This window comes from Rhodococcus sp. Q1, assembly GCF_004153645.1.
GTDB classification, from domain to species: Bacteria; Actinomycetota; Actinomycetes; order Mycobacteriales; family Mycobacteriaceae; genus Rhodococcus; species Rhodococcus gordoniae.
On the sequence record NZ_SDMJ01000003.1, the window covers coordinates 225,557 to 251,036 of the forward strand.

Here is a 25,480-nt window from a genome sequence, read left to right on the forward strand (position 1 = left end):
CGTGTGTCGAGGCGGCACTGCCACGCGGTAGCCTTCTGACCATGACCAACGGTGATTCCGCATCTGCTGTCGAGCTTCCGTTCGGCACCGTCGCCACAGCGATGGTGACCCCGTTCACTGCCGATGGCAAGCTCGACGTGGATGCGGGCGTGCGTCTGGCGAACTACCTCGTCGACGGTGGCTGCGACGCACTGGTTCTCGCCGGTACGACCGGCGAATCGCCCACGACGACCGAGAACGAGAAGATCGAGTTGATGCGGGCCGTGCTCGCATCCGTCGGCGACCGCGCCAAGATCATCGCCGGCGCCGGCAGCAACGACACCGCCCACAGTGCCGAACTCGCCCGCGACGCCGCGCGGGCCGGTGCACACGGACTGCTCGTGGTGACCCCGTACTATTCGCGTCCCCCGCAGGCCGGTCTCTACGCTCACTTCGTCGCGGTGGCCGACGCGACCGATCTGCCGGTCATGCTCTACGACATTCCACCGCGATCCGTCGTGCCGATCGAGACCGATACGCTGCGTCTGCTCGCCGAGCACCCGCGGATCGTCGCGGTCAAGGACGCCAAGGGCGACCTGAATGCGGGTGCCGAACTGATCGGCACCACCGACCTGAAGTTCTACTCGGGCGACGACCCGCTGAACCTGCCGTGGCTGTCCGTCGGTGCCGTCGGATTCGTCAGCGTGATCGGCCATCTCGTGCCCGGTCGCCTCCGCGAGTTGCACACCGCCTTCGAGGCCGGTGATCTCGAACTCGCGCGCCGTATCAATTTGTCGATGGTCCCCATCTACCGGGCCGTCGCGCGACTGGGAGGGGTGAGTGCCTCGAAGGCGGGTTTGCGACTTCTCGGCATCGATGTCGGAGAGCCTCGTCTGCCGCAGGTCGCTCCGGTGACTGCGCAGATCGACGCTCTCGCGGCGGATCTCCAGGCTGCGGGGGTGCTGTGATGAGCCGCCCCGATCGTGGCCGCGGCCGCGCCACCCGCAATGCCGGTCCGCCCTCCCGCGCCCCGCGCCGGGTGGTGCAGAACTCCGCCACCCCCCAGCGACCCGATGCACGCATCGCCGATCCCACCGAGCGGTTGGGTACGCCCCCCAAGGCCCCTCGCGACGGTCTGCGGGTCGTCGCGCTCGGCGGTATCGGCGAGATCGGCCGCAACATGACGGTGTTCGAGCACCAGGGACGGCTCCTGATCGTCGACTGCGGTGTGCTCTTCCCCGAAGACCAGCAGCCGGGCGTCGACCTGATCCTGCCCGACTTCCGGTACATCGAGGACCGGATGGACGACGTCGAGGCGATCGTCCTCACCCACGGCCACGAGGACCACATCGGTGCCGTGCCGTTCCTGCTGCGTCTGCGGCCCGACATCCCGGTCGTCGGTTCGAAGTTCACCCTGGCGCTGGTCGCCGCCAAGTGCCGCGAACACCGTCAGCGTCCCAACCTCGTCGAGGTCGTCGAGGGGCAGACCACCTCGCACGGACCGTTCGAGTGCGAGTACTTCGCGGTCAACCACTCCATCCCGGACGCGATCGCCGTCGCGATCCGCACGGCCGCGGGCGTCGTGCTGCACACCGGCGACATCAAGCTCGACCAGCTGCCGCTCGACAACCGCCTCACCGATCTCGCGGGCTTCTCCCGCCTCGGCGACGAGGGTGTCGACCTGTTCCTCGTCGACTCGACGAACGCCGAGGTCCCCGGTTTCGTGACACCCGAGCGCGAGATCGGCGGAGTGCTCGACACCGTCATCGGCAAGGCCACCAATCGGGTGATCGTCGCGTCCTTCGCGAGCCACGTGCACCGGATCCAGCAGATCATCGACGTCGCCGAGCGTTACAACCGGCGCGTGGCGTTCGTCGGCCGGTCGATGGTCCGCAACATGCAGATCGCGCAGGATCTGGGCTATCTGAACGTGCCCGACGGCCTCGAGGTCGACATCGACACCGCCGCGAGCCTTCCCGACGACCGCATCGTGCTGGTGTCCACCGGTTCGCAGGGCGAACCGCTCTCGGCGCTGTCCCGGATGGCCCGAGGCGAGCACCGGCAGATCAACATCCGGGCCGACGACCTCGTCGTGCTCGCGTCGTCGCTGATCCCCGGCAACGAGAACTCCGTGTTCGCGGTCGTCAACGGTCTCGCCAAGCGCGGAGCGAAGGTCGTCACCCAGCAGAACGCGAAGGTGCACGTCTCCGGTCACGCTTCGGCCGGCGAGCTGCTCTATCTCTACAACGCGGTGCGCCCGACCAACGCGATGCCGGTTCACGGCGAATGGCGCCACCTGCGGGCGAACGCCGCCCTCGCCGAGGCCACGGGTGTTCCCCGCGAGCGGATCGTGCTCGCGGAGGACGGTGTGGTCGTCGACATGGTCGACGGGCTCGCGCAGATCGTCGGGCGGGTCCCGGTCGGTCACGTCTACGTCGACGGTCTGTCGGTGGGCGACGTGGGGGAGTCCACGCTCTCCGATCGTCTCGTGCTCGGCGAAGGCGGCTTCATCTCGATCTCCGTCGCGGTGGATGCCACCACCGGCCGTGCGGTGAGCACTCCGGAGGTCTCGGGTCGCGGCTTCTCCGACGACCCGGCCGCTCTGAACGAAGCGGCGCAGCTCGTGGACAAGGCGCTCAACGAACTCGCCGCCGAAGGCGTCACGGAGACCCACCGCATCGCTCAGGGCATCCGCCGCGTCGTCGGCCGCTGGGTCGCCGACACCTATCGCCGTCGTCCGATGATCGTGCCCACGGTGATTCCGGTCTCCTGAACACGGTCGGCGCGGGCCCGGAGGACACGCGGGCTCGCGCGATGGGCGAGGGCAGGAGCGATCGCTAGAGTGGCGGAATGAGCCTCGCCCGCAGCGAACGACATGCCCTCGTCCGCACCATGTCCGAGGTCGGACCCGACGCGCCCACGCTCTGCGGCGACTGGACGGTCCGGGATCTCGCCGCGCACCTGCTCGTCCGCGAGCGCCGAGTCGACGCGATGCCCGGCATCGTCGTCCCCGCCCTGGCGGGGCACACGGAGAAGGTGCGGCGCTCCACCACCGACCGGCAGTGGGCGCACCTGCTCGCCGACGTCGATTCCGGTCCGCCGAAGTGGTCGCCGATGTTCCTGCTCGATGCCGTCGCCAACGCGGCGGAGATGTTCGTGCACCACGAGGACGTGCGCCGTGCGCAGCCCGGATGGGAACCGCGAGCGTTGTCGACGGACGACCAGGATCAGCTCTGGCGGATCGCGCGGATGCTCGGCCGCAACAGCTACGGCGGGTGCGACGTCACCGTGGTGTTCGAGAGGTCGGACTCGGGGGAGAAGGTCACCGTGCGCAAGCGTGGACCGCGCACCGTCGTGCTGCGCGGCGAGCCGTCCGAACTCGTGCTGCACGCGTTCGGCCGCGACGAGGTGCGGTTGGAGATCCAGGGCGACGAGCCGGCGGTGACCGAGCTGGCGGGATCGAAACGCGGACTGTGAGGACCGTTCCGGACGACGTGTGACCAGTGCCGCCGTCCGGTACCCGTGTTGCTGATGGTTCACGAGAGGTCCGTGCGGCTACCCTGGCGGATATGGCAGGAAAGTCGTCGGGTAGCCGCGGAACGTCGTCTACGACCTCTCGGTCGCGGACGGGAGCGCGGAGCTCGGGCGGCAGCACGGCCCGCGCCCGCAGTACGGGTGCCTCCACCTCGAAGAGCACCTCGACCGCGAAATCGAAGGCGGCCGGTTCGGGCAGGTCCACCGCTGCGCGCAAGCCGCGCGCCGCGACGTCGACCACGAACCGCCGCCGCGGTGGCACCGCACGCCGTGCCCCGGCTGCCGGTCGCAGACCCGCACCTGCCCGGCCCCGGCGCAGTTCCGGGGGCATCCTCACCGCCGTCGGCCGCACCGTCGGTGCCGGCTGGATGATGACGGCCCGTGCCGTCGGGGCCACGACCCGCACGATGGGTCGCGCCACCGAGATCGAATCCGGCCACCGCCGCGACGGCATCGCGCTCGGACTGATCTCGATCGGTGTGATCATCGCCGGCACGGTGTGGTTCGGCGTCGGCGGCCCGGTGGGGGAGTGGGTCGAGACGGCCGTCCGCGCCGTCACCGGCGGCGCGAGCGCGGTCCTTCCGCTCGTCGCGGTCGGGATCGCGCTGACCCTCATGCGCACCGAACCGCATCCCGAGATCCGTCCCCGGCTCGTCGTCGGCGGGCTGCTCGTCGGCCTGCCCGCCCTCGGCCTGTGGCACATCGCCTCCGGCTCACCCACCGACGCGGAGGGTCGCGCCGAGGGAGCCGGATTCGTGGGTGCCGCGGTGGGCGGGCCGCTCACCTCCGGACTCACCGTCTGGCTGTCCGTGCCGCTGATGCTCCTCGCGGCCGGCTTCGGAATCCTGCTGCTCACCGGCACCACGGTGCGTGAGCTGCCCGAACTGTTCCGCGACTATTTCGGTCTCGGCTACGGCGCCGACGACGAGTACGACGAGTACGACGACCGTTACGACGACGGCTACGGCTACGACGAGCCACCGATGTTCGATGTCGACGGCTACCCTCTCGAGGAGGCGCCCGCGCCGAAGAGATCCAGACGCCGGCGTACCCCGGCGGACAACTATCCGCCCGACGAGTTCGACGGCGACGCGAAGACCGAGATCCTGCCGCTGTGGGACGACCGGGCACCCGAACCCGAGACGTCCGCGTCGCCCCCTCCCACGCTGGAGATGCCCTCGGTCGCGGAGAGTCGGGCCGCGGCGCCGGCCCCGGCTCCCGTACGCAAGAAGCCGAAGCCCGCTCCGGTACCCGAGGTCGTCGACCAGACGTCCGAACCCGAGGCTGCCGAGACGTTCGTCCGCGACCGCGAGATCGAAGGCGACTACGCGCTTCCCTCGCTGGAACTGCTCACCAAGGGCGACCCGCCGAAGACGCGGTCGGCTGCGAACGATCAGATGATCGAGGCGATCACCGAGGTCCTCGAACAGTTCAAGATCGACGCCGCCGTCACCGGCTTCACGCGCGGCCCGACCGTCACCCGCTACGAGGTCGAACTCGGCCCGGGCGTCAAGGTCGAGAAGATCACCGCGCTCGCCCGCAACATCGCATACGCGGTCGCAACCGACAACGTCCGGTTGCTCGCGCCGATCCCGGGCAAGTCCGCCGTCGGTATCGAGGTCCCCAACACCGACCGTGAGCTCGTGCGCCTGTCGGACGTGCTCGCGGCCCCCTCGACCCGCCGCGACCACCATCCCCTCGTCATCGGTCTCGGCAAGGACATCGAGGGCGACTTCGTCTCCGCCAACCTCGCCAAGATGCCGCATCTGCTGGTCGCCGGTTCCACCGGTTCCGGTAAGTCCAGCTTCGTCAACTCGATGCTCGTGTCACTGCTCATCCGCGCGACCCCCGACGAGGTGCGGATGATCCTCATCGACCCGAAGATGGTCGAACTGACCCCCTACGAGGGCATCCCGCACCTGATCACGCCGATCATCACCCAGCCGAAGAAGGCGGCCGCAGCGCTCGCCTGGCTCGTCGAGGAGATGGAGCAGCGCTACCAGGACATGCAGGCCAACCGCGTGCGGCACATCGACGACTTCAATACCAAGGTGAAGTCGGGGGAGATCACCGCGCCGCTCGGGAGCGAACGCGTGTACCGGCCGTATCCCTACATTCTCGCCATCGTCGACGAGCTCGCCGACCTGATGATGACGGCTCCCCGCGACGTGGAGGATGCGATCGTCCGCATCACCCAGAAGGCCCGTGCCGCCGGCATCCACCTCGTGTTGGCGACGCAGAGGCCCTCGGTGGACGTCGTCACGGGCCTGATCAAGACGAACGTGCCGTCGCGACTCGCGTTCGCGACGAGTTCGCTCACCGACTCGCGAGTCATCCTCGACCAGCCCGGCGCCGAGAAGCTCATCGGTATGGGCGACGGGCTTTTCCTGCCGATGGGTGCGGGCAAGCCCGTGCGCATGCAGGGTGCCTTCATCACCGACGAAGAGATCGCGGCCGTCGTCGACTTCGCGAAGAACCAGGCGGAGCCCGAGTACAACGAAGGCGTGACCACCCCGAAGGCCGGCGACAAGAAAGACGTCGATCCCGACATCGGCGACGACCTCGATGTCTTCCTCCAGGCCGTCGAGTTGGTGGTGACGAGCCAGTTCGGCTCCACGTCGATGCTGCAGCGCAAGTTGCGCGTCGGATTCGCGAAGGCCGGCCGCCTGATGGATCTGATGGAGACCCGCGGGGTCGTGGGACCCAGTGAGGGCAGCAAGGCGCGAGAGGTGCTGGTCAAGCCGGAGGAACTCGACGGTCTGCTGTACTCGATCCGCGGTGGCGGCGAGGCTGCGGAGGCGCCCTCGGGCGCGGAATAGGCGCATGTGGCACAATCGAGGGAGCTGTGGAGGGGAGTATCCCCTTGTCCGCGGCGGTCTCGTCAACACGTGCGGCGCCGATGCCGTCCCGGGGCCGTCGGTCCGGTAACGATCCGGGCGGGAGAGACCTCCGGCAGGTACGACAACCTACCGGAAGGCTGTGATGCCCGTGCACGTAACTCTGACGACCTGGTTGATCACGATCGCCGTCATCATCGGACTGTTCGTCTTCGACTTCTTCGCTCACGTTCGCAAACCGCACGCTCCGACACTGCGGGAATCCGGATTCTGGTCGGCGGTGTTCATCGCCATCGCGATCGTCTTCGGTCTCATCGTCTTCGCGGCGTGGGGACCGACCTACGGCGGCGAGTACTTCGCCGGATACATCACCGAGAAGGCGCTGTCGGTCGACAATCTGTTCGTCTTCGTCATCATCATGGCCACCTTCGCGGTGCCCCGTGAATACCAGCAGAAGGTCCTGACGATCGGTATCGTCCTGGCGCTGGTCATGCGCGGTGCCTTCATCGCGGTCGGTGCCGCGGCGATCAACGCCTACAGCTGGGTGTTCTACCTCTTCGGTATCTTCCTGATCTACACGGCCGTCAAGCTCATCCGCGATCACGGCGAGGACCCGCAGGGTATCTCGGAGAACCGCATGGTGAAGCTGGCCCGCAAGTTCCTGCCGGTGCACGACGAGTACGACGGCGACAAGCTCGTCACCCGTATCGACGGCAGGAAGATGGTCACCCCGATGCTTCTCGCGCTCGTCGCGATCGGGTTCACCGACATCCTTTTCGCGCTCGACTCGATCCCCGCGATCTACGGCCTGACCGACGAGCCCTATCTGGTCTTCACCGCGAACGCCTTCGCGCTGATGGGTCTGCGCCAGCTGTTCTTCCTCATCGGTGGCCTGCTCGAGCGGCTCGTCTACCTGTCCTACGGACTGTCGATCATCCTGGCGTTCATCGGCGTGAAGCTGGTGCTCCATGCCCTGCACGAGAACACGCTCGGCTGGATCAACGGCGGCGAGCACGTCGCCGTCCCGGAGATCTCCACTTCGGTATCGCTGATCGTGATCGTCGGGGTGCTGGTCGTGACGACCGTGGCGAGCCTGCTGAAGACGCGAGGGGCGAAGGAACCCGTCAAGCGTTGAACACGCCCATCACCGGGTTCCATCCGGTGATGCGCACGGCATCGACGAGGTCGCGCTGCGAGAACGGGTCCTGGGCCATCAGTTCGCGCGCCGCGGCCTCGTCGGCCACGTCGACGAGGATGAGCGCACCCGACCCGTCCGCCCACGGACCGGTCGCACGCACGACGCCCTGCTCCACGAGATCACCGAGCCACGCGCGGTGCTCGGGACGATGTTCGTCGCGCGCCGCGGCGGTCGCATCCGAATAGGTGTACTCGACGGCGAACAGGGCCATCGGGCCTCGCTTTCGTGATCTCGATCAGAGGGTGAGGAGCATCCGGGTGTTCCCGAGCGTGTTCGGTTTCACATAGCTCAGGTCCAGGAACTCCGCGACGCCCGTATCGTACGACCGGCACATCTCCGCGTAGACCTCGGCCGTCACCGGAGTCCCCTGGATCTCCGCGAAACCGTGCCGCGCAAAGAATTCCACCTCGAAGGTGAGCACGAACAGTCGTTCCAGCTCGAGCTCGCGGGCGACCTCGACGAGACGCGCGACGATCAGGTGACCCGCGCCGTGGCCCTTGACGGACGGGTCGACGGCGACGGTGCGTACCTCCCCGAGATCCGACCACAGCACGTGCAGGGCACCGCACCCGACGACCTGCCCCCCGAGTTCGGCCACCCAGAACTCCTGGACGGCCTCGTACAAGGTCACCAGATTCTTCTCGAGCAGGATCTTGCCCGCGTAGATGTCGATGAGCCGCTTGATCTCGGGCACGTCGGAGGTTCGGGCGCGCCGCACGACCATTCGATCGTTCGAGTCGTGGTTCGTCGGCGGAGTCGTCATGCGGTGAACAGTAGCGCGTGCGGCTACCGATATTGTGGGGCACATGAGCACGCCCCGCCAGCATGTCACCGCGTCGGGCGGGAGCGGCGCCGCACCGGGACCACACGCCGGGAGCCCGCACGATCCGGTGCCGTTGTGGAACATCGCCAACATCCTGACGGTGGGCCGGATCGTATTGGTGCCGGTCTTCCTGGTGCTGCTCTTCGTCGGCGACGGGCACGACACCGCGTGGAGGCTCGCGGCGACCGGAGTCTTCGCGATCGCCGCCATCACCGACCGGATCGACGGTCAACTCGCGCGGAAACACGGTCTCGTCACCGATTTCGGTAAACTCGCCGACCCCATCGCCGACAAGGCCCTCATCGGCGCGGCACTCGTCGGACTGTCGATGCTCGGCGACCTGTCGTGGTGGGTCACCGGAATCATCGCCGCCCGGGAGCTGGGGATCACCGCGCTGCGTTTCGCGGTGCTCCGCCACGCCGTGATCCCGGCGAGTCGCGGCGGTAAGGCCAAGACCCTGGTGCAGACGCTCGCCATCGGCCTCTACCTGCTGCCCCTGCCCGACTCGGTGGAACCGGTGGCGATCGGCCTGATGATCCTGGCGGTCGCGCTGACGGTGGTGACCGGTCTCGACTACGTCGTCCAGGCCATCCGTCTGCGCACCGGAGTACGCCGGAGCGAGACCACACGTGTGGAGACCGTCGATGTCGGGAACACCCCTGCGGAGGACACTCCGGACGGCGGCCGCGCGGTGGGTGAGGACGCCCGGTGAATCCGGGCGACCCCTCGTGGTCGCCACTCGGGCCGGCGTACAGGTGGACGAACTCGTGCGGCGACCGGTGCGGTATCCGGCTCGGGGCGGTCGACACCGCGGTGTCGGGACCACTCGCTCGTCTGCGACGGCCGTGGGCGTTGTAATGTCTGGACACCGCAGTATCGAGGTCCGATCGATCCGCGGGAACCTCGCAGCGTCGTCGCGCGTTGTCGAGGTGTCGGCACGACGGACGAAGGAGGATGGGATGGCGCTGTTGTTGCGTGAGGCACTCGGTGACAGCCTTCGGCGCACCCGTGTTTCGCAGAGCCGCACCCTGCGCGAAGTCTCCAGCAGCGCCCGGGTCAGCCTCGGTTACCTCTCGGAGATCGAGCGCGGCAGGAAGGAGGCCTCGAGCGAACTGCTCGCGGCCATCTGCGACGCATTGGATGTCCCGCTCTCCGACGTGCTGTTCGACGTGAGTGGTCTGCTGGCGGACGGACTCGACCGTCGCGCGGGCATGGAGAGCACCGCATCCGAGACGATCTCCGCCGATCGGCCCGACGGCCCCGAGCCCGGCTTGCTCGCGCAGGAGCCACGGATGGTGATTCCTGCACCCGCCGCGCAGGCGCTGGCAGCCGCCTAACATGGATCACGAACCGTGCCGGCCTCGCCGGACGCGGGCATGAGCGACATCGACCGGGTCGTGGTGCGTGCACGAACCCGGCCAGGGTAGGGCAGGTGGGTCGTCGGGGGTAGCAGCGGACCGACGATCTTCGAACCGGGACGCGAGGGCCGCGTACCGGGTCGCGTTCGGCGCGGCGTACCAGATGGAGGCAGGATCACACCCATGGCTAATCCTTTCGTCAAGGGCTGGAAGTACCTCATGGCGCTCTTCAACTCGAAGATCGATGAGAAGGCCGATCCGAAGGTCCAGATTCAGCAGGCGATCGAGGACGCTCAGCGCCAGCATCAGGCCCTCTCGCAGCAGGCGGCTTCCGTCATCGGTAACCAGCGTCAGCTCGAGATGAAGCTCAATCGGCAGTTGGACGAGGTCGAGAAGCTCAACGCCAGCGCACGCCAGGCCGTCATGATGGCCGACCAGGCCACGGCGGCGGGCGACACCGAGAAGGCGATCCAGTACACGAATGCGGCCGAGGCGTTCGCCGCGCAGCTCGTCACCGCCGAGCAGTCCGTCGAAGACCTCAAGGTGCTGCACGACCAGTCGCTCCAGGCCGCCGCGCAGGCCAAGAAAGCCGTCGAGCAGAACGCCATGGCGCTGCAGCAGAAGGTCGCCGAGCGGACGAAACTGCTCAGCCAACTCGAGCAGGCCAAGATGCAGGAGCGCGTGAGCGAGTCGCTGCGGTCGATGGATTCGACCCTCTCGGCTCCGGGGACCACCCCGAGCCTCGACGCCGTCCGGGAGAAGATCGAGCGCCGCTACGCCAACGCCCTCGGTTCGGCCGAGCTCGCCCAGAATTCGGTGCAGGGCCGGATGCTCGAAGTGCAGCAGGCCACCGTCCAGATGGCCGGTCACAGCCGCCTCGAGCAGATCCGGGCGTCGATGAAGGGTGAGGCACTCCCCGGTGCCCCCGCGAACCCTGCCGTCGACACCCGCAAGGAACCCCCGAACGCCGCCGGCACCACCGGCCGGTGATTCGTACCCCCTGGAACTGATCCGCCGTGAACGCCTCCGGAGACGACCGGGCCGGGAACATCCCCGGCTCGGTCGTCGCCGCATTCCGCGACGCCACCGACAACGCGATGGACGCTGCGCGCCGCTGGCGCGATCCCGCGGCCCGGCTGCGGCGCAAGAAGCGGCGTGCCCGTCGGCGTGCCGGTTTCTTCGGAGCCACCTCGGGCACCACGGCGATCGGCACCGCCACCCTCGCCGTCGCATCGGCTCCCGAATGGACGCTCGTCGCGACCGGGGGAGCGACCGCTGCCTTCGCGATACCCGCCGTCCTCGCCGTCCGGACGTTCCGTCGTCTCGACGCGGTACCGCTGCCCCCACCGCCGCCCCGCCGGCGGTCGCTCCCGCCGGCCGATTCGGTTGCCCGCGCACCGATGGAACGACTCGCGGCGAACGAGGAGAGTCTCAGGCGCCTGCTCGGTGTGCTCGTGAGATCGAACTCCGTGGCCTCCGACGACCTCGCCGAGATCGACGACGCCGCACGCGCAGCCGCGTCCGCACTCGACGCCGTCGTCGAGGACGTGGTGGCCCTCGAATCCGCCGCGCGAGGCAGTGCGGCCGCGAAGACCCATCTGTCCGCTGCCATCACGGACGCGGGCGAGCGTCTCGGAACGGGCGTCGACCAGTTCGAGGAACTCGTGGCCGCCGCGGCCCGGCTCGCCGCGACCGCCGAGGGCAACCGTTCGCTGGCGATGCTCGACCGGCGCCGCGCCGAACTGATCGCCACGTCCGACAAGCTCGAGAGCTGGGCTCAGTCCTGGCGCGAGGTGGGGCAGATCGAGCAGCGTTACCGCTGAGTGCGCGGATGCATCAGTCGTCGACACCCCGCGCGGCGAGTGCCTCACCCATCGCCTCGGCCGTGCGCAATGCTCCCACCACCACCGGAACCACGAGGGCCCGCAACGAGAAGCCGAGGCCGCGCGCTCTGCGTGCCTCGGTCACCCGGGTGACCACGGTGCCGAGCAGTGGGATCGCGCGGACGGTCATCACCAGCACGAGGCCCACCCGATCGGGGTCGACGCCGACGCGTGCGAGGGGACGTGCCGCGCGCACGATCGCGTCGAGCATGTCGGTGGTCCGCGTCGTGAGAGTCACCAGGGCGGCCAGCGCGACCGCCACGATTAGCGATCCGCAGATCACCACCGCGCGTTCCCAGCCGGCCACGAGCACCTGGAAGCCGGCGATGATCGCCAGCATCCACACCAGTGGACGCAACTGCACGACGGCGAGACGCGGCGGTATCCGCGCGGCGGCATAGGCGAGCACGGCCAGACCCAGGGCGGGTAGCACTTGCCACGGCTGGCGGATCCACAGGGTCAGCACGAGGATGAGCACTGCGACCGCGAGCAGCTTCGCCCCCGCCGGAATCCTGTGCAGGACGGAGGTTCCCGGGTGGTAGAGGCCGAAAGTGTTCACCCGATCAGGTTCCGGTAGTGCGCCAGTGCCGCGACCGGTTCGTCGTCGGCGACGATCCGCCCCGAATCCACCACGAGGACACGGTCGAAATCGGTGAGCAGATCGAGGTTGTGCGTCACCGCGATCACCTGCTGCGGCAGGCTCGCGAACGTACGGGCGATGAGCTTCGTGTTCCGCAGGTCGAGCAGGGTCGTCGGCTCGTCGGCGACGAGCACCGCCGGGTCGGTCACCATGATCGCGGCGAGCGCGAGCAACTGCTTCTGGCCGCCCGAGAGCAGGTGGCTGGGATGGTCGTGGTGTCCCGCGAGCCCGAAATCGGCGAGGACCTGCCGCACCCGGGCTTCACGTTCCTCCTTGCCGAGCCCGCTGCGTCGCAACGAGAAGGCGACGTCCTCGGCCACCGTCGGCATGACGATCTGGTGATCCGGGTCGGTGAAGACGAAACCGACCTTCTTGCGCACCTCCCGGCCCTTGCGGGCCGTATCGAGGCCGTCGACGGTCACCGATCCGAACGACGGGACGAGCAGACCGTTGATCATCCGCGCCATCGTCGACTTGCCGCTGCCGTTCGCGCCGACGATGCCGACGCGTCGTTCGGTGAGGACGACGTCGACCCCGTCGAGGACGGTGCGGTCGCCGTAGGCGTGCCGCACCCCCCGGAATCGGATCTCGCTCATCGACGGCCGACGGGTCAGTGGGCGGGGTCCGCTGCGGGACGGTGCGCGATACGCGGCGCCACCAGCGCGGGATAGGCGCGGTGCACCTGGGCGGCGACCGCGGCGGCGACGACCGCCTTGGCCAGATCGCCCGGCAGGAAGGTGACGTTGGCGGCGGCCGCGGCCCACACCGTGAGATCGGTGCGCAGGACCATACCCGCGATACCGAAGGCGTAGAGCACGACGATGCCGCCGAGGACGTTGACGGCCACACCGGGCAGCGTGCGGTAACGCGGCAGCATCTTCATGCTCAGCCAGCCGATGACGGCGACGGCGGGAATCCAGCCGATGAGGAAGCCCACCGTGGGACCGGCCAGCGAGGTGAGGGTCGTGCGACCGCCGGCGAGAACGGGCAGTGCCAGTCCCAGCACGATCACGGTGAGCACCGACAGGACACCCTTACGCGCGCCGAGCAGTGCACCCGCGAGCATCACACCGAGGGTCTGCAGCGTGATGGGCACGCCGGACGATCCGATGCTGATCTGGCCGGGTAGTCCCAGGGCGATGATCAGGGCGGCGAAGACGGCGATCTGCGCGAGGTCGCGCGCGGGGATACGGCGGGACGAGGACACGGTTACTCAGCCTTCTGATATGGACGGTGAACCTGTAGAGCCTAAGCCGTACCGGCGTGCCGCACGTCATCGGCCCGTGTCCGGGTGCCCGAAGGTCACACCGGGGTGCACCTCCGGGTGTCCCCTGATCTTTCCCTGATATCTGAGCTGACCTGGTGTTTTTCCCTTCCGGAGCTGTCAGGATCGAGGCGTACCAAGCAAACGGAGTCCGGCACGGAAGAGGTCGGCATCGAGGTGGGAGTACCCATGTTCTGGAAGATCGTAGGAATCGTCGCGGTGGTATGGGTCGGTCTCGCCGTGCTCGGCGCCCTGCTCGACAACCTGTTCGGCTTTCTCGTACTCGGCGCGGTGATCTTCGGCGGATACCTGCTGTACAAGGCAGTATCGGGAGGTGACAAGCACGACCTGACGCACCTGTAGGACGAAGGGGGCAGCTGTGGAGGCGGTACCGGAGGACTGGCAGCACGGGCTCGTGATCGCCGCGCACCCCGACGACATCGAATACGGTGCCGCCGCGGCCGTGGCGAGATGGACCCGACAGGGCAAGCAGGTGCGCTACGTCCTCGCGACGAGCGGGGAGGCCGGAATCGCCGGTCTCCACCCGCGGGAGTGCGGTCCCCTGCGGGAGGCGGAGGAACGCGAATCCGCGCGGATCGTGGGCGTGGACTCGGTGGAGTTCCTCGGCCACCGCGACGGGCAGCTCGTCGCCGGCCTCGACCTGCGACGCGATATCGCCGCGAGCATCCGACGACACCGGCCCGAGATGGTGGTGACCGGGAACTTCGGGCTCACCTGGTTCCCGGGCTTTCTCAACAGCGCGGATCATCGCGCGCTCGGGCTGTCCGTGCTCGACGCGGTCGCCGACGCGGCCAACGAGTGGATCTTCCCGGAACTGACGGAAGCCGGTCTCGAGCCCTGGCCCGGGGTGCGATGGGTCGCGGTGAACACGACCTCTCCGACTCATGCGGTGGACGTGACCGACACCGTCGAGGTGGCGGTCGACTCGCTCGCGGCGCACCGCCGTTATCTCGAGGCTCTCGACGACAGGAGCGCCGAGGAACAGGCCCGCGAACAGGTGGAGCGATCGTCCGCGCCGCTGCCGGGCTTTCCTGCCGCTCGTGCTGCCGGATTCGAGTTGTACACCTTCGCGGGATAGGGGACGTCCCACGACGGTGTGGTAGCCGGTCCCGCGTACGCGGGATGTGGCAGGCTGTGCGCGTGCGAGTGGCGGTGGTGGCCGGGCCGGATGCGGGTCATGCGATTCCGGCGATCGCGTTGTCGCTGCGGCTCGCGGATGCCGGGCACGACGCGGTGGTCTTCACAGGCGAACGGTGGCTCGGCCTCGATCTGCCCGGTGTGACCGTCGTGGAGTTGAAGGGGCTCGCGCCCCGGCTCGGTGACGACGACGGCGACGCGGGGGCGAAGATCCACGCCCGCGCCGCCCACATCGCGAGCGAGATGCTCCCGGATCTCGGTGCGCTGCTGCCCGACCTCGTGGTGGCGGACGTTCTCACCGCCGGCGGGGGGATGGCCGCCGAACGACTCGGGATCCCGTGGGTCGAGCTCTCGCCGCACCCGCTGTACCTGCCGTCGCGTGGCCTTCCGCCGATCGGCAGCGGTCTCGACGTGGGCGTGGGGGTGCGGGGGCGGTTGCGGGACGCCGCGCTGCGTGCGATGACCGCGAGATCGCTGCGGCAGGGGGAGCACGAGCGCTCGGCCGCACGCGTCGGGATCGGGTTACCCGCTCGTGATCCGGGGCCGCGGGCCCGGCTGATCGCCACCCTGCCGGCGCTCGAGCTGCCTCGACCCGACTGGCCGGAGCACGCGCACGTGGTCGGTCCGCTGCTGTGGGAACCCACCGCGGAGGCCCTCGATCCGCCTCCGGGCGACGGCCCGCTGGTCATGGTCGCGCCGTCGACCGCGACGACCGGCGTCACCGGCATGGTCGAGACGGTGTGCGATGCACTCGACGGAACCGGTATGCGGGTCGCCGCGACGATGCTCGACCCCCCGGAGCAGGCGCTCCCGAGCCGGGTCGTCGCAGGTCGCGGCAGGCAGGATGTCCTGCTCCGGCAGGCCGATGTCGTCGTATGCGGGGGTGGGCACGGGATGCTGGCGAAGGCGCTGAGCGCGGGGGTTCCGGCGGTGATCGTGCCCGGTGGCGGCGACCAGTGGGAGCTGGCGAACCGCGCCGCACGGCAGGGGAGCGCGGTGGTGGTTCGTCCGCTCGACGCGGCTGTGGTCCGCTCCGCGATCGACACGGTGCTGTCGTCACCGAGTTTCGCCGCCGCGGCTCGTGCGGCCGCGGCCAGTGCTCGTGACGTGCAGGACCCGGTCGCGGTGTGCGAGGCCGCAGCGGACTGAACTGTCGCCGCGCAGCGCACGCGACTACCGTGGTCGGGGTGCGGTTGACGGAGTTCTACGAGGTGGTCCGGGACGAGTTCGGGCAGATGCACGGCGATGCGTTACTGCGCGATCATGTGCTGCTCGCGCTCGGTGGACGGACGCCCGCAGAGGCCATCGAGGCCGGGCAGGAACCGCGCGAGGTGTGGCGCGCGCTCTGCGACGAGTTCGACGTTCCGCCCGTGCGGCGGTAGTCACGGTTCACCGGCGGGAACGAGGGATTCCGCCTGCCTCCGAGAGGGGCGCGCGGTGCGACATCGGTTCTCTGTCCGACAGGGATGCGACCATTGCCCGCGGACACCGAGCGACCGGATTTCGAACACGTGTTCGGCTATGCTGGGTGCACCGGATGGGTGTTGTCCACAGGCGGTGATCCCATCCACAGATGCGGCGTTTCCGCGGTCGCAGCGGCGAACTTGTCGGTGCCGGGTTCTAACGTCGTCGACAACAAGGACGAGATTCGATTAAGGGGACCAAGATGGCAGCACAGGCTCACGACCGCGAGAAGGCGCTCGAGCTCGCCCTCGCGCAGATCGACAAGAGCTTCGGTAAGGGCTCGGTGATGCGCCTGGGCGAGGACGTACGTCCGCCCATCGCAGTCATTCCCACCGGATCGATCGCACTCGACGTGGCTCTCGGTATCGGCGGTCTGCCGCGCGGCCGCGTCATCGAGATCTACGGCCCGGAATCGTCGGGTAAGACGACGGTGGCCCTCCACGCGGTGGCCAACGCGCAGGCCGCCGGCGGTATCGCGGCGTTCATCGACGCCGAGCACGCACTGGATCCGGATTACGCGCGCAAGCTCGGCGTCGACACCGACGCCCTGCTCGTATCGCAGCCCGACACCGGTGAGCAGGCGCTCGAGATCGCCGACATGCTCATCCGCTCGGGTGCACTCGACATCATCGTCATCGACTCGGTCGCAGCACTCGTGCCGCGCGCCGAGATCGAGGGTGAGATGGGCGACAGCCACGTCGGTCTCCAGGCCCGCCTGATGAGCCAGGCACTGCGCAAGATGACCGGTGCGCTCAACAACTCCGGCACCACCGCGATCTTCATCAACCAGCTGCGCGAGAAGATCGGCGTGATGTTCGGCTCGCCCGAGACCACCACGGGCGGTAAGGCGCTGAAGTTCTACGCCTCCGTGCGTCTGGACGTGCGCCGGATCGAGACCCTCAAGGACGGCGGAGACGCGGTCGGCAACCGCACCCGCGTGAAGGTCGTCAAGAACAAGGTCTCGCCTCCGTTCAAGCAGGCCGAGTTCGACATCCTGTACGGGCAGGGCATCTCGAAGGAGGGCTCGCTCATCGACATGGGTGTCGATCAGGGCTTCATCCGCAAGTCGGGCTCCTGGTACACCTACGAGGGCGACCAGCTCGGTCAGGGCAAGGAGAACGCCCGCAAATTCCTGCTCGAGAACACCGATGTGCGCGACGAGATCGAGAAGAAGATCAAGGAGAAGCTCGGCATCGGTGCCGTACTCACCGATCCGAGCGATGCCGAGGAGTCGGTCGACTTCTAGTCAATGCCCAGGCCGGACGGGGGCACGGACGCACATCGCGTCCGTGCCCCCGCGGCATATCCGCACACGGCCGCGCTGTCGGTGGGTCCGGCTACTGTGCGCGTCATGGACGACCCCGAGGAACGACGGTCCGAAAGACGGTCCGAACGACGCGGACGGCGGCGCTCGGCTCGCACCGAACAGGAGCTGCCCGGTGGCGGTACCGAGGCGCAGGCCAAGGATGTCTGCCTGCGTCTGCTGACGGATCGCGCGCGCAGTCGATCCGAGCTCGCGGCGAAGCTCGAGCAGAAGGGTTTCGCGTCCGACGTCGCCGAGCGTGCCCTCGATCGCCTCACCGAGGTCGGGTTGATCGACGACGCGGATTTCGCCGACCAATGGGCGCGTTCACGTCATCTGCATGCGGGGAAGGGCAAGCGGGCGATCGCACTCGAACTGCGCCGTAAAGGAATCGACGCCGACGATGCGGCGGCTGCCCTCGAGCAGATCGACACCGCCGACGAGCGCGAACGCGCGGTGGAGCTGGTTCGCAAGAAGCTCCGCACCCAGCCGCCGCTGCCCACCGAAGGCGATCGGCGCGAGATCGCGGCCGAACGCGACAAGCTGGTACGGCGGCTGGTCGGCATGCTGGCCCGGCGCGGTTACGCGCAGGGAATGGCGTTCGACGTGGTACGGGAGGAACTCGCGGCCTTCGGTGCCGACGCGAGCAACCTCCCGCACGACTGAAACACTATTTCCGGCGTTCGCCGGTCGGGCACACTACGTGCGTTTCTCGCCGGTCATGTCCAGGCCCGGCACCGCCATCGTCGGTAGGGTCTGTGGCTCTTCGGTCGCCACGGCACCCTTTTTGCGTTTTCCGGAGCGCAGGCGCTTCTCGAGCCAGGTCGCGAACTGCGTCAGCGCACTGTTGAGGACGATCATGATCACCGCGACCACCAGCAGCGCAGGCAGGTAGTTCTGGAAGAACGCGCCGAGCTGCTGTCCGGAACGCACCACTTCGACGTAGCCGATGAGGTAGCCGAGGGCAGAGTCCTTGAGCGCGATCACCATCTGCGACACGATCGCCGGGAGCATGACCGTCACGGCCTGCGGCAGCAGGATCAGCCGCATGAGCTGGTTCTTCCGCATGCCGATGGCGTAGGCGGCTTCGCTCTGGCCGCGCGGGAGCGACCTGATACCCGCTCGCACGATCTCGGCGATGACCGAGCCGTTGTACAGGGTCAGACCGGTGATGACCGCTGCCAGCGCGAGGTAGTCGGACTTGAAGACGCGGTACTCGGCGAAGACCTGGTAGGCGAAGATCATCAGGATCAGCACCGGGACGGCGCGGAACAACTCGACGATCGTGCCGGCGATCCCGCGGACCCATCGGTGATCGGAGAGGCGGGCGATGCCGAGCACCGTGCCGAGGATCAGTGCCAGCACGATCGATGCGACGGCCGCGATGATCGTGCCGCGGATGCCGGGCAGCAGATAGGTCGTCCAGCTGGTGGATTCGACGAACGGCTCCCACTTGGCCGCTGTCAGCTGTCCGTTGGCGTCGAGCGCGCGGTAGACGATCCAGCCGACGACGAGGAGGAGCGCGGCCACGACGACCGACAGGATCCGGTAGATCGCCTTCGCGCGGGGCCCGGGTGCGTCGTAGAGAACTGTTCCGTGTGCACTCATCGGGCAACCTCGTATCGCTTGCTGAGCCGGCCGAACAACAGGCCGGTGGGGAGGGTGAGGATGACGAACCCGAGCGCGAAGATGCCACCGACGACGAAGATGGCCGCTTCGTTCTCGATCATCGTCTTCATCAGCAGCGAGGCCTCGGACACGCCGATCACGGAGGCGATCGTCGAGTTCTTGGTCAAGGCGATGAGCACCGAGCCGAGCGGGGCGATGACGGCGCGGAACGCCTGGGGGAGGACGATCAGGCGCAGATTCTGACCGAAGGTCAGGCCGAGGGAGCGGCCGGCCTCCGACTGTCCGAGCGAGACCGTGTTGATGCCGGAGCGGAGCGACTCGCACACGAAGGCCGCCGTATACACGATCAGGCCCAGCACCGCGAGCCGGAAGTTGTTGTCCACCAGGAAGGTCGGCGACGACTCGGAGGCCAGCTTGATGCCGAGCGTCTGGGACAGGCCGAACAGGCAGAAGATGATGATCAGCGTCAGCGGGGTGTTACGGAAGATCGTCACGTAGGCGGTGCCGACGGCGCGCGCCACGGGGATGGGCGACACGCGCATCGCGGCGAGGATCGTTCCGAGGATCAGTGCGCCGATCGCCGAGACGACGGTCAGCTGGATAGTGGTCCAGAACGCGTCGAGTAGCTGGCTGCTGTACTTGCTCAACAGATCCACAGGTCACTCCGGGATCGAGGGGACGGGGTGGGAGTCCGGAACGGCCCGGCCGGTCCGTGGGGATCTCACGGACCGGCCGCACCGGCGGACGGGACGGGTGGAACCCGTACGCGGTAACGATCGACACTCAGTAGCGATCGACGGCGGGGGGCTCGGGGAGGGGGTAGCCCGACGCGCCGACCGTCTCCTCGAAGGCGGCCGCCCACGCACCGCTGTCGATCATCTCCTGGATCGCGTCGTTGATCGCGTTGCGGGACTCGTCGTCGCCCTTGGCGAGACCGATGCCGTAGCGCTCGGTGGTGAACGGCTCGCCGACGACCTTGAAGTCGCCCGGGCTCTGCGCGGCGTAACCGGCGAGGATGATGTCGTCGGTGGTCACCGCGTCGACCGCACCGTTGCGCAGCGCCTCGACGCACAGCGAATAGGTGTCGAACTCCTGGAGCTGAACGTCCTGTGCGTAGTTGTCCTTCACGTTCTGGGCCGGGGTCGAACCCGCCACCGAGCACAGACGCTTGCCGCCGTTGAGCGAATCGGGTCCGGTGATCTCGGTGTCGTCCGCGCGCACCAGGAGCGACTGCCCGGCGATGAAGTACGGGCCGGCGAAGTCCACCTTCTCCTTGCGGGTATCGGTGATCGAGTAGGTCGCGACGACGTAGTCGACCTCGCCGTTCTGGATGAGGGTCTCGCGCTGCGCGGACGGGGCTTCCTTGAACTCGATGTTCTCCTCGGAGACACCGAGCTGACCGGCGACGTACTTGGCGACCTCGACGTCGAACCCGCTGAACGAACCGTCCGGGTTGCGCAGGCCGAGACCCGGCTGGTCGAACTTGATACCGACCGTCAGGGTGCCGTTCTCTGCGGACTGCGAGACACTGCGCGTCTCGTCGCCACCGCACGCGGTGGCGACCACTGCCACGGCGACGGCGCCGATACCCAGGCGGATGGAGCGGGACAGTTTCATCGAATACCTCCGGTGCGGTTCGTCAGGAACAACGTCCGACGGGCCGGCCGGCCCGTCGGATGCGGAAAGGTCAGTGACTGAGGATCTTGCCGAGGAAGTCCTTGGCGCGATCGGATTTCGGTGCGGTGAAGAAGGTCTCGGGATCGGTGTCCTCGACGATGCGGCCGTCGGCCATGAACAGCACACGGTCGCCGGCCTTGCGGGCGAATCCCATCTCGTGGGTGACCACGACCATCGTCATGCCCTCCTTCGCGAGAGAGGTCATCACGTCGAGGACCTCCTGGACCATCTCGGGGTCGAGGGCGGAGGTGGGCTCGTCGAACAGCATCACCTTCGGGTTCATCGCGAGGGCCCGCGCGATCGCGACGCGCTGCTGCTGGCCGCCCGACAGCTGTGCCGGGTACTTGTCGGCCTGGTTGGCGATCCCGACCCGGTCGAGCAGCGCCATCGCCGACTCGCGGGCCTGTTCCTTCTTGATCCTGCGCACCTTGAGGGGACCGAGCATGACGTTCTGGAGGATCGTCTTGTGGGCGAAGAGGTTGAACGACTGGAACACCATGCCGACGTCTGCACGCAAACGGGCCAGCGCCCGGCCCTCCTCCGGCAACAGGGTGCCGTCCACATGGATCTCACCCGTGTCGATCGGTTCGAGCCGGTTGATGGTGCGGCAGAGGGTCGATTTCCCCGAACCGGACGGGCCGACGACGATGACGACCTGTCCTCGGGGGATCTCGAGGTTGATGTCCTGCAGGACGTGCAGGGATCCGAAGTGCTTGTTCACCCCGTTCATGGAGATCATGGACGAGCTGGTGTCCGACTTCTCGGACGGACGATCCGTTCCGGCTGCCGCTGATGTCATATCTGCAGACCCTATGCCGTCCGGCGCCCGAGACTTCGCATTTCGGGACACCTTCGACGCACGCGTCACGGGATTTCTCCGGCACGAGCGGTGACGGACAGGTCGACGGGGCTCGTGGGGTCGGTGCGTGGAAAGGGGACCGGTCGAGGTGAGATACCCTGAGACGTGTCACTGATCGACGAAGAAGCCCCCCGTACCGGTGCCCGGACCTACGAGGTCCGCACCTACGGCTGCCAGATGAACGTACACGATTCCGAGCGCCTGTCGGGGTTGCTGGAGGACGCCGGCTTCGCCAAGGCCGCTGCCGGCACGTCACCCGATCTGGTCGTGTTCAACACGTGCGCGGTGCGGGAGAACGCCGACAACAAGCTGTACGGCAATCTGAGTCATCTGCGTCCGGTCAAGGACGACAACCCCGACATGCAGATCGCCGTCGGCGGCTGCCTCGCCCAGAAGGACCGCGACACGGTCGTGAAGAAGGCGCCCTGGGTCGACGTGGTCTTCGGCACGCACAACATCGGCAATCTTCCCGCGCTGCTCGAACGGGCGCGGCACAACCGCCGCGCCGAGGTCGAGATCCTCGACGCTCTCGAGGCGTTCCCGTCGACGCTGCCCGCCAAGCGCGAGTCGTCGTACGCCGGATGGGTGTCGATCTCCGTCGGCTGCAACAACACGTGCACCTTCTGCATCGTGCCGTCGCTGCGCGGCAAGGAGGTCGACCGGCGTCCCGGCGACATCCTCGCCGAAGTGCAGGCGCTCGTCGACGAGGGCGTGCTCGAGGTGACGCTGCTCGGCCAGAACGTCAACTCCTACGGCCGGTCCTTCGCCGATCCCGAGCAGCCCCGCGACCGGGGTGCCTTCGCGGCGCTGCTGCGCGCGTGCGGCGACATCGAGGGCCTCGAGCGGGTGCGCTTCACGTCCCCGCACCCGGCGGAATTCACCGACGACGTCATCGAGGCGATGGCCCGGACCCCGAACGTGTGCCCGCAGCTGCACATGCCGTTGCAGTCCGGCAGCGACCGGATCCTGCGCGCCATGCGCCGCTCGTACCGCAAGGAACGCTTCCTGGGCATCATCGAGCGGGTCCGCGCCGCGATGCCGCACGCCGCGATCACCACCGACATCATCGTCGGCTTCCCCGGCGAAACCGAGGAGGACTTCCAGCAGACCCTCGAGGTCGTCGAGAAGGCGCGGTTCACCAGCGCGTTCACTTTCCAGTACTCGAAGCGCCCCGGCACCCCCGCAGCCGACATGGACGGTCAGCTCCCCAAGGCCGTGGTGCAGGAACGGTACGAGCGCCTGATCGCGCTGCAGGAACGCATCACCCTCGAGGAGAACCGCACGCTCGTCGGCACCGAGGTCGAGCTCCTCGTCGCGGCGGGGGAGGGCCGCAAGAACGCCGAGACCGCCCGGATGAGCGGGCGTGCCCGCGACGGACGTCTCGTGCACTTCCGTCCCGAGGGTGCGATCGACACCGCGGTGCGCCCCGGCGACGTCATCACGATCGTCGTCAGCGACGCCGCGCCGCATCACCTCGTCGCGGACACCCCGATCCTCACGCACCGCCGCACACGCGCGGGCGACCACTTCGAACAGGGCCGGCTGCCCAAGACACCGCCGATCGGTGTCGGACTCGGACTGCCGAGCATCGGCGTCCCGGAACCGCTGCCGCCTCAGATGGGATGCAACGCATGACCACCGACAAGCCGCACGATCACCACGCGACCGGTGACGTACGAGCCCAACTCGAAGCCGCCGAACGGAAGGTGGCGAGCGACATCGACCCGGGCGCCCGGGCGATGTTCGTCGCGATCGCGGTCCTGATCCTGCTGGCGACGTTCAGCCTGCCCCACGCCGGATCCGCCAACGGATGGGAGGTGCTGTCCTTCGCACCGGATGCGACCACCGAGGAGATCGGTCTTCCGTCGCGGCTGTTCGTGGGTTTCGCAGTGGTCTTCGCGGGTCTGGGTTCGATCCTCGCCCTCGTCACCCGCAAGTGGGCGTTGGCATGGGTGTCCCTGGCCGGCTCGGCGGTGACCATCGTCTTCGGCATGCTCGCGATCTGGTCGCGCCAGACCCTGCCCGTCGAGTCGTCCGCCGCAGGACCGGGTTTCGGTCTCGTGATCGGCTGGTTCGCCGTCATGGTCGTCGTCTTCCACTGGGCCCGCGTGGTCTGGGCGCGGACCTCCGCCCAGCTCGAGGCCGAGGCCGAATTGCGCAAGGTCGCGGCCCTGCACGAACGACCCCGCCTGATGCGCGACGACACCGAGGCCTGACGACTCTCGCCTGAAGACGACGATCCCCCTTCCCGGCCGGGAGAGGGGGATCGTCCGTTTCGGATGTTACGGCGTCGAGAGGTCAGCGCTCGCCGACAGCGCCTTCGGCTGCGTCGGCCCACTCACGCCACTGCGCAGCCTGTGCGAGGGCCTTCTCGGCCTCCTTCGCCCGGCCCGCCGCGGTCGCCTTGGCGGCCTGCTCCTCGAACTGACGCACCCGCTCCCGGAACTGGGCCGCACGGGCGAGCGCCTCGGGATCGGTGCGCCGCCACTCGGAATCGGCGGCCTCGCGCACCTTCTTCTCGATGGCCCGCAACCGGCCCTCGAGATCGTGCATGCGCTCGCGTGGCACCTTGCCGATCGCCTCCCACTGGTCCTGCAACTCGCGCAGGCGGGCCCGGGCACCCTCGAGATCGGCCGCCGGGTCGATCGACGAGGCCGCCTCGAGAAGCGCTTCCTTCGCGCGGGCGTTCTCCTCGAACTCGGCGTCCCGCTCGGCGTTCGCGGCGTTACGCGCCGCGAAGAAGACGTCCTGGGCACCCTTGAACCGCTTCCACAGCTGGTCGTCGGCGTCCTTCGGTGCGCGACCGGCCGCCTTCCACTCCGCGAGCAGGTCGCGGAAGGCACCGGCGGTGGCACCCCAGTCGGTGGAGTTCTGCAGTTCCTCCGCCCGAGCGACGAGTTCCTCCTTGCGGCTCTTCGCCGCGGCACGCTCGCGATCGAGTTCGGCGAAGTGGGCTCCGCGACGCCGGTTGAACGCCTCACGTGCCTTGGAGTAGCGGCGCCACAACACGTCGTCGACCTTCCGGTCGACACCGCGGATGGTCTTCCACTCCTCGAGGATCTCCCGCAGCCGGTCGCCCGCGGCCTTCCACTGGGTGGACTCGGCGGCGATCGTCTCGGCTTCGGCCGCAAGGGACTCCTTGCGGGCCGTGCTCTCGGCGCGCCGCTTCTCCTTCTCCTGCTTGGCGAGGACCGCAGCCTCTTCGGAATGCTCGATGATCGCGGTGAGCCGGGTGGCGAGCGCATCGAGGTCGCCGATGACCGAGGCGGTGGGCAACGACTCGGCGAGTGCCTCGGCGGCTGCGCGGGTCTTCTTCACGTCGGCGGTGCCGGAGGTCAACCGGGTCTCGAGGATCGCCACCTCGGTGACGAGATCGTCGTAGCGGCGGCCGAAATGGGCGAGGCCCTCGGCGGCGTCGCCTGCCTGCCACGATCCGATACACCGCTCGCCCTCGCTCGTGCGGACCCATGCGGTGCCGTCCTCGTCGACGCGACCGAACAGACTCGGATCACTCGCGGGCAACGTCGGGACATGGGGGTGCGTCTGGGCCGCCACCGGATGCGGCTTCGGGGGTGCCGTGGCGGAACCGTCACCGCCGCGGGCGGGTGTGCCGCCACCGCCTCGGGCGGGGCCGGGGGTCGCAGCATGAGCTCGGGGTGTGGCGGGACCGGGACGCGGGGTCCGCTCCTGCGCCGTCTCGCCGGTACGGTCCTGTGCGTTCGGGTCGCTCATCGATACCTCATCTCTGCCGCGCGGCACGGCTGCCTGGTCGCATGGGTCTACCGCAGGTCGATCCCGGGGGCTCCGCGATCGTGTCCGCCCACTATTGAAACAGGTCGTGTCGATACGAGGCGCCGGGTCCGGTGGACTACGG

Annotated in this window: 27 protein-coding genes; 17 read left to right on the forward strand and 10 right to left on the reverse strand. The window is 68.4% G+C overall.

Annotated elements, in window-relative coordinates; all coding sequences use genetic code 11:
* Positions 1 to 41: 41 nt before the first annotated feature.
* From dapA to EQ874_RS09585, 5 genes are all read left to right on the forward strand, one after another.
* The gene (gene dapA / locus EQ874_RS09565) at positions 42 to 947 is read left to right on the forward strand and encodes a 4-hydroxy-tetrahydrodipicolinate synthase (protein WP_129976628.1); all 906 of its coding nucleotides are present in this window, start codon (positions 42 to 44) and stop codon (positions 945 to 947) included.
* Positions 947 to 2,752 (forward strand): ribonuclease J, encoded by a 1,806-nt coding sequence (locus EQ874_RS09570; protein WP_064065146.1) that lies wholly within the window; start codon positions 947 to 949, stop codon positions 2,750 to 2,752. Before dapA ends, EQ874_RS09570 begins: the two co-directional genes overlap by 1 nt.
* Positions 2,753 to 2,829: 77 nt before the next feature.
* Positions 2,830 to 3,456 carry a TIGR03085 family metal-binding protein gene (locus EQ874_RS09575; protein WP_064065147.1) on the forward strand — a complete coding sequence of 209 codons (627 nt, stop codon included), beginning with the start codon at positions 2,830 to 2,832 and terminating at the stop codon, positions 3,454 to 3,456.
* 92 nt (positions 3,457 to 3,548) lie between these two features.
* Positions 3,549 to 6,332, forward strand: a complete 2,784-nt coding sequence (locus EQ874_RS09580) for a DNA translocase FtsK (protein WP_207213519.1) — start codon at positions 3,549 to 3,551, stop codon at positions 6,330 to 6,332.
* A gap of 169 nt (positions 6,333 to 6,501) precedes the next feature.
* Positions 6,502 to 7,485: a TerC family protein gene (locus tag EQ874_RS09585; protein ID WP_026003378.1), complete on the forward strand. Its 984-nt coding sequence runs from the start codon at positions 6,502 to 6,504 to the stop codon at positions 7,483 to 7,485.
* On the opposite strand, the gene EQ874_RS09590 is transcribed toward EQ874_RS09585, so the two are convergent.
* Together EQ874_RS09590 and EQ874_RS09595 are read right to left on the reverse strand one after the other, a co-directional pair.
* On the reverse strand, positions 7,475 to 7,759 hold the full coding sequence (locus EQ874_RS09590) for a YciI family protein (protein WP_064065148.1): 285 nt from the start codon (positions 7,757 to 7,759) through the stop codon (positions 7,475 to 7,477). The genes EQ874_RS09585 and EQ874_RS09590 overlap by 11 nt on opposite strands.
* Positions 7,760 to 7,783: 24 nt before the next feature.
* Positions 7,784 to 8,311, reverse strand: a complete 528-nt coding sequence (locus EQ874_RS09595; protein ID WP_172506037.1) for an amino-acid N-acetyltransferase — start codon at positions 8,309 to 8,311, stop codon at positions 7,784 to 7,786.
* Positions 8,312 to 8,354: 43 nt separating this feature from the next.
* Between EQ874_RS09595 and pgsA the strand changes: the two genes are divergently transcribed.
* The 4 genes from pgsA (at position 8,355) to EQ874_RS09615 (ending at position 11,552) form a co-directional block, all read left to right on the forward strand.
* Positions 8,355 to 9,083 (forward strand): CDP-diacylglycerol--glycerol-3-phosphate 3-phosphatidyltransferase, encoded by a 729-nt coding sequence (pgsA, locus tag EQ874_RS09600; protein ID WP_129976629.1) that lies wholly within the window; start codon positions 8,355 to 8,357, stop codon positions 9,081 to 9,083.
* Positions 9,084 to 9,330: 247 nt separating this feature from the next.
* Complete coding sequence (locus EQ874_RS09605) at positions 9,331 to 9,708, forward strand: helix-turn-helix transcriptional regulator (protein WP_026003380.1); 378 nt, start codon at positions 9,331 to 9,333, stop codon at positions 9,706 to 9,708.
* Positions 9,709 to 9,912: 204 nt separating this feature from the next.
* Positions 9,913 to 10,719 (forward strand): PspA/IM30 family protein, encoded by an 807-nt coding sequence (locus EQ874_RS09610; RefSeq protein ID WP_026003485.1) that lies wholly within the window; start codon positions 9,913 to 9,915, stop codon positions 10,717 to 10,719.
* A gap of 26 nt (positions 10,720 to 10,745) precedes the next feature.
* Positions 10,746 to 11,552 (forward strand): hypothetical protein, encoded by an 807-nt coding sequence (locus EQ874_RS09615; RefSeq protein ID WP_016935015.1) that lies wholly within the window; start codon positions 10,746 to 10,748, stop codon positions 11,550 to 11,552.
* Between the two features lie 13 nt (positions 11,553 to 11,565).
* Here EQ874_RS09615 and EQ874_RS09620 read toward each other — a convergent pair whose 3' ends face one another.
* From EQ874_RS09620 to EQ874_RS09630, 3 genes are read right to left on the reverse strand one after another with little or no spacing between them, the layout of a single operon-like run.
* A complete protein-coding gene (locus EQ874_RS09620; protein ID WP_129976630.1) occupies positions 11,566 to 12,171 on the reverse strand; it encodes an energy-coupling factor transporter transmembrane protein EcfT in 606 nt (201 codons plus the stop codon).
* Positions 12,168 to 12,848, reverse strand: coding sequence for an ABC transporter ATP-binding protein (locus tag EQ874_RS09625; protein ID WP_129976631.1), 681 nt, complete (start codon positions 12,846 to 12,848; stop codon positions 12,168 to 12,170). The genes EQ874_RS09620 and EQ874_RS09625 overlap by 4 nt, the downstream gene beginning before the upstream one ends.
* Before the next feature lie 14 nt (positions 12,849 to 12,862).
* Complete coding sequence (locus tag EQ874_RS09630) at positions 12,863 to 13,459, reverse strand: biotin transporter BioY (RefSeq protein WP_064065570.1); 597 nt, start codon at positions 13,457 to 13,459, stop codon at positions 12,863 to 12,865.
* 246 nt (positions 13,460 to 13,705) lie between these two features.
* Here EQ874_RS09630 and EQ874_RS22875 point away from each other — a divergent pair, with 246 nt between their 5' ends.
* From EQ874_RS22875 to EQ874_RS09655, 6 genes are all read left to right on the forward strand, one after another.
* Positions 13,706 to 13,879 (forward strand): hypothetical protein, encoded by a 174-nt coding sequence (locus EQ874_RS22875; RefSeq protein ID WP_165369231.1) that lies wholly within the window; start codon positions 13,706 to 13,708, stop codon positions 13,877 to 13,879.
* A gap of 16 nt (positions 13,880 to 13,895) precedes the next feature.
* Positions 13,896 to 14,615: a PIG-L deacetylase family protein gene (locus EQ874_RS09635; protein WP_064065571.1), complete on the forward strand. Its 720-nt coding sequence runs from the start codon at positions 13,896 to 13,898 to the stop codon at positions 14,613 to 14,615.
* A 62-nt stretch (positions 14,616 to 14,677) separates the two neighbouring features.
* Complete coding sequence (locus tag EQ874_RS09640; RefSeq protein WP_207213528.1) at positions 14,678 to 15,823, forward strand: nucleotide disphospho-sugar-binding domain-containing protein; 1,146 nt, start codon at positions 14,678 to 14,680, stop codon at positions 15,821 to 15,823.
* 38 nt (positions 15,824 to 15,861) lie between these two features.
* Positions 15,862 to 16,056, forward strand: coding sequence for a DUF3046 domain-containing protein (locus EQ874_RS09645; RefSeq protein ID WP_026003514.1), 195 nt, complete (start codon positions 15,862 to 15,864; stop codon positions 16,054 to 16,056).
* A gap of 284 nt (positions 16,057 to 16,340) precedes the next feature.
* On the forward strand, positions 16,341 to 17,384 hold the full coding sequence (gene recA / locus EQ874_RS09650; protein WP_064065525.1) for a recombinase RecA: 1,044 nt from the start codon (positions 16,341 to 16,343) through the stop codon (positions 17,382 to 17,384).
* A gap of 105 nt (positions 17,385 to 17,489) precedes the next feature.
* Entirely contained in the window at positions 17,490 to 18,107 is a 618-nt protein-coding gene (locus EQ874_RS09655; RefSeq protein WP_064065524.1) for a regulatory protein RecX, read from the forward strand.
* 33 nt (positions 18,108 to 18,140) lie between these two features.
* Here the strand turns inward: EQ874_RS09655 and EQ874_RS09660 are convergent, their stop codons facing one another.
* From EQ874_RS09660 to EQ874_RS09675, 4 genes are all read right to left on the reverse strand, one after another.
* Entirely contained in the window at positions 18,141 to 19,049 is a 909-nt protein-coding gene (locus EQ874_RS09660; RefSeq protein ID WP_129976633.1) for an amino acid ABC transporter permease, read from the reverse strand.
* A complete protein-coding gene (locus tag EQ874_RS09665) occupies positions 19,046 to 19,726 on the reverse strand; it encodes an amino acid ABC transporter permease (RefSeq protein WP_016934961.1) in 681 nt (226 codons plus the stop codon). Before EQ874_RS09665 ends, EQ874_RS09660 begins: the two co-directional genes overlap by 4 nt.
* A 127-nt stretch (positions 19,727 to 19,853) precedes the next feature.
* On the reverse strand, positions 19,854 to 20,687 hold the full coding sequence (locus tag EQ874_RS09670) for a glutamate ABC transporter substrate-binding protein (RefSeq protein WP_064065522.1): 834 nt from the start codon (positions 20,685 to 20,687) through the stop codon (positions 19,854 to 19,856).
* Positions 20,688 to 20,757: 70 nt separating this feature from the next.
* Positions 20,758 to 21,486, reverse strand: a complete 729-nt coding sequence (locus EQ874_RS09675; RefSeq protein WP_172506097.1) for an amino acid ABC transporter ATP-binding protein — start codon at positions 21,484 to 21,486, stop codon at positions 20,758 to 20,760.
* A gap of 225 nt (positions 21,487 to 21,711) precedes the next feature.
* Here EQ874_RS09675 and miaB point away from each other — a divergent pair, with 225 nt between their 5' ends.
* Both miaB and EQ874_RS09685 read left to right on the forward strand, forming a co-directional pair.
* Complete coding sequence (gene miaB / locus EQ874_RS09680; protein WP_064065520.1) at positions 21,712 to 23,241, forward strand: tRNA (N6-isopentenyl adenosine(37)-C2)-methylthiotransferase MiaB; 1,530 nt, start codon at positions 21,712 to 21,714, stop codon at positions 23,239 to 23,241.
* Entirely contained in the window at positions 23,238 to 23,822 is a 585-nt protein-coding gene (locus EQ874_RS09685; protein WP_242496702.1) for a hypothetical protein, read from the forward strand. Before miaB ends, EQ874_RS09685 begins: the two co-directional genes overlap by 4 nt.
* 82 nt (positions 23,823 to 23,904) lie before the next feature.
* Here the strand turns inward: EQ874_RS09685 and EQ874_RS09690 are convergent, their stop codons facing one another.
* Entirely contained in the window at positions 23,905 to 25,338 is a 1,434-nt protein-coding gene (locus EQ874_RS09690; RefSeq protein ID WP_129976634.1) for a DUF349 domain-containing protein, read from the reverse strand.
* Positions 25,339 to 25,480: the final 142 nt, after the last annotated feature.

Coding starts and splice junctions, on each gene's coding strand:
- dapA (WP_129976628.1), top strand. CDS start 42: ATGACCAACGGTGATTCCGCATCTGCTGTCGAGCTTCCGTTCGGCACC.
- EQ874_RS09570 (WP_064065146.1), top strand. CDS start 947: ATGAGCCGCCCCGATCGTGGCCGCGGCCGCGCCACCCGCAATGCCGGT.
- EQ874_RS09575 (WP_064065147.1), top strand. CDS start 2,830: ATGAGCCTCGCCCGCAGCGAACGACATGCCCTCGTCCGCACCATGTCC.
- EQ874_RS09580 (WP_207213519.1), top strand. CDS start 3,549: ATGGCAGGAAAGTCGTCGGGTAGCCGCGGAACGTCGTCTACGACCTCT.
- EQ874_RS09590 (WP_064065148.1), bottom strand. CDS start 7,759: ATGGCCCTGTTCGCCGTCGAGTACACCTATTCGGATGCGACCGCCGCG.
- EQ874_RS09595 (WP_172506037.1), bottom strand. CDS start 8,311: ATGACGACTCCGCCGACGAACCACGACTCGAACGATCGAATGGTCGTG.
- pgsA (WP_129976629.1), top strand. CDS start 8,355: ATGAGCACGCCCCGCCAGCATGTCACCGCGTCGGGCGGGAGCGGCGCC.
- EQ874_RS09605 (WP_026003380.1), top strand. CDS start 9,331: ATGGCGCTGTTGTTGCGTGAGGCACTCGGTGACAGCCTTCGGCGCACC.
- EQ874_RS09610 (WP_026003485.1), top strand. CDS start 9,913: ATGGCTAATCCTTTCGTCAAGGGCTGGAAGTACCTCATGGCGCTCTTC.
- EQ874_RS09625 (WP_129976631.1), bottom strand. CDS start 12,848: ATGAGCGAGATCCGATTCCGGGGGGTGCGGCACGCCTACGGCGACCGC.
- EQ874_RS22875 (WP_165369231.1), top strand. CDS start 13,706: ATGTTCTGGAAGATCGTAGGAATCGTCGCGGTGGTATGGGTCGGTCTC.
- recA (WP_064065525.1), top strand. CDS start 16,341: ATGGCAGCACAGGCTCACGACCGCGAGAAGGCGCTCGAGCTCGCCCTC.
- EQ874_RS09655 (WP_064065524.1), top strand. CDS start 17,490: ATGGACGACCCCGAGGAACGACGGTCCGAAAGACGGTCCGAACGACGC.
- EQ874_RS09660 (WP_129976633.1), bottom strand. CDS start 19,049: ATGAGTGCACACGGAACAGTTCTCTACGACGCACCCGGGCCCCGCGCG.
- EQ874_RS09670 (WP_064065522.1), bottom strand. CDS start 20,687: ATGAAACTGTCCCGCTCCATCCGCCTGGGTATCGGCGCCGTCGCCGTG.
- EQ874_RS09675 (WP_172506097.1), bottom strand. CDS start 21,486: ATGATCTCCATGAACGGGGTGAACAAGCACTTCGGATCCCTGCACGTC.
- EQ874_RS09685 (WP_242496702.1), top strand. CDS start 23,238: ATGACCACCGACAAGCCGCACGATCACCACGCGACCGGTGACGTACGA.
- EQ874_RS09690 (WP_129976634.1), bottom strand. CDS start 25,338: ATGAGCGACCCGAACGCACAGGACCGTACCGGCGAGACGGCGCAGGAG.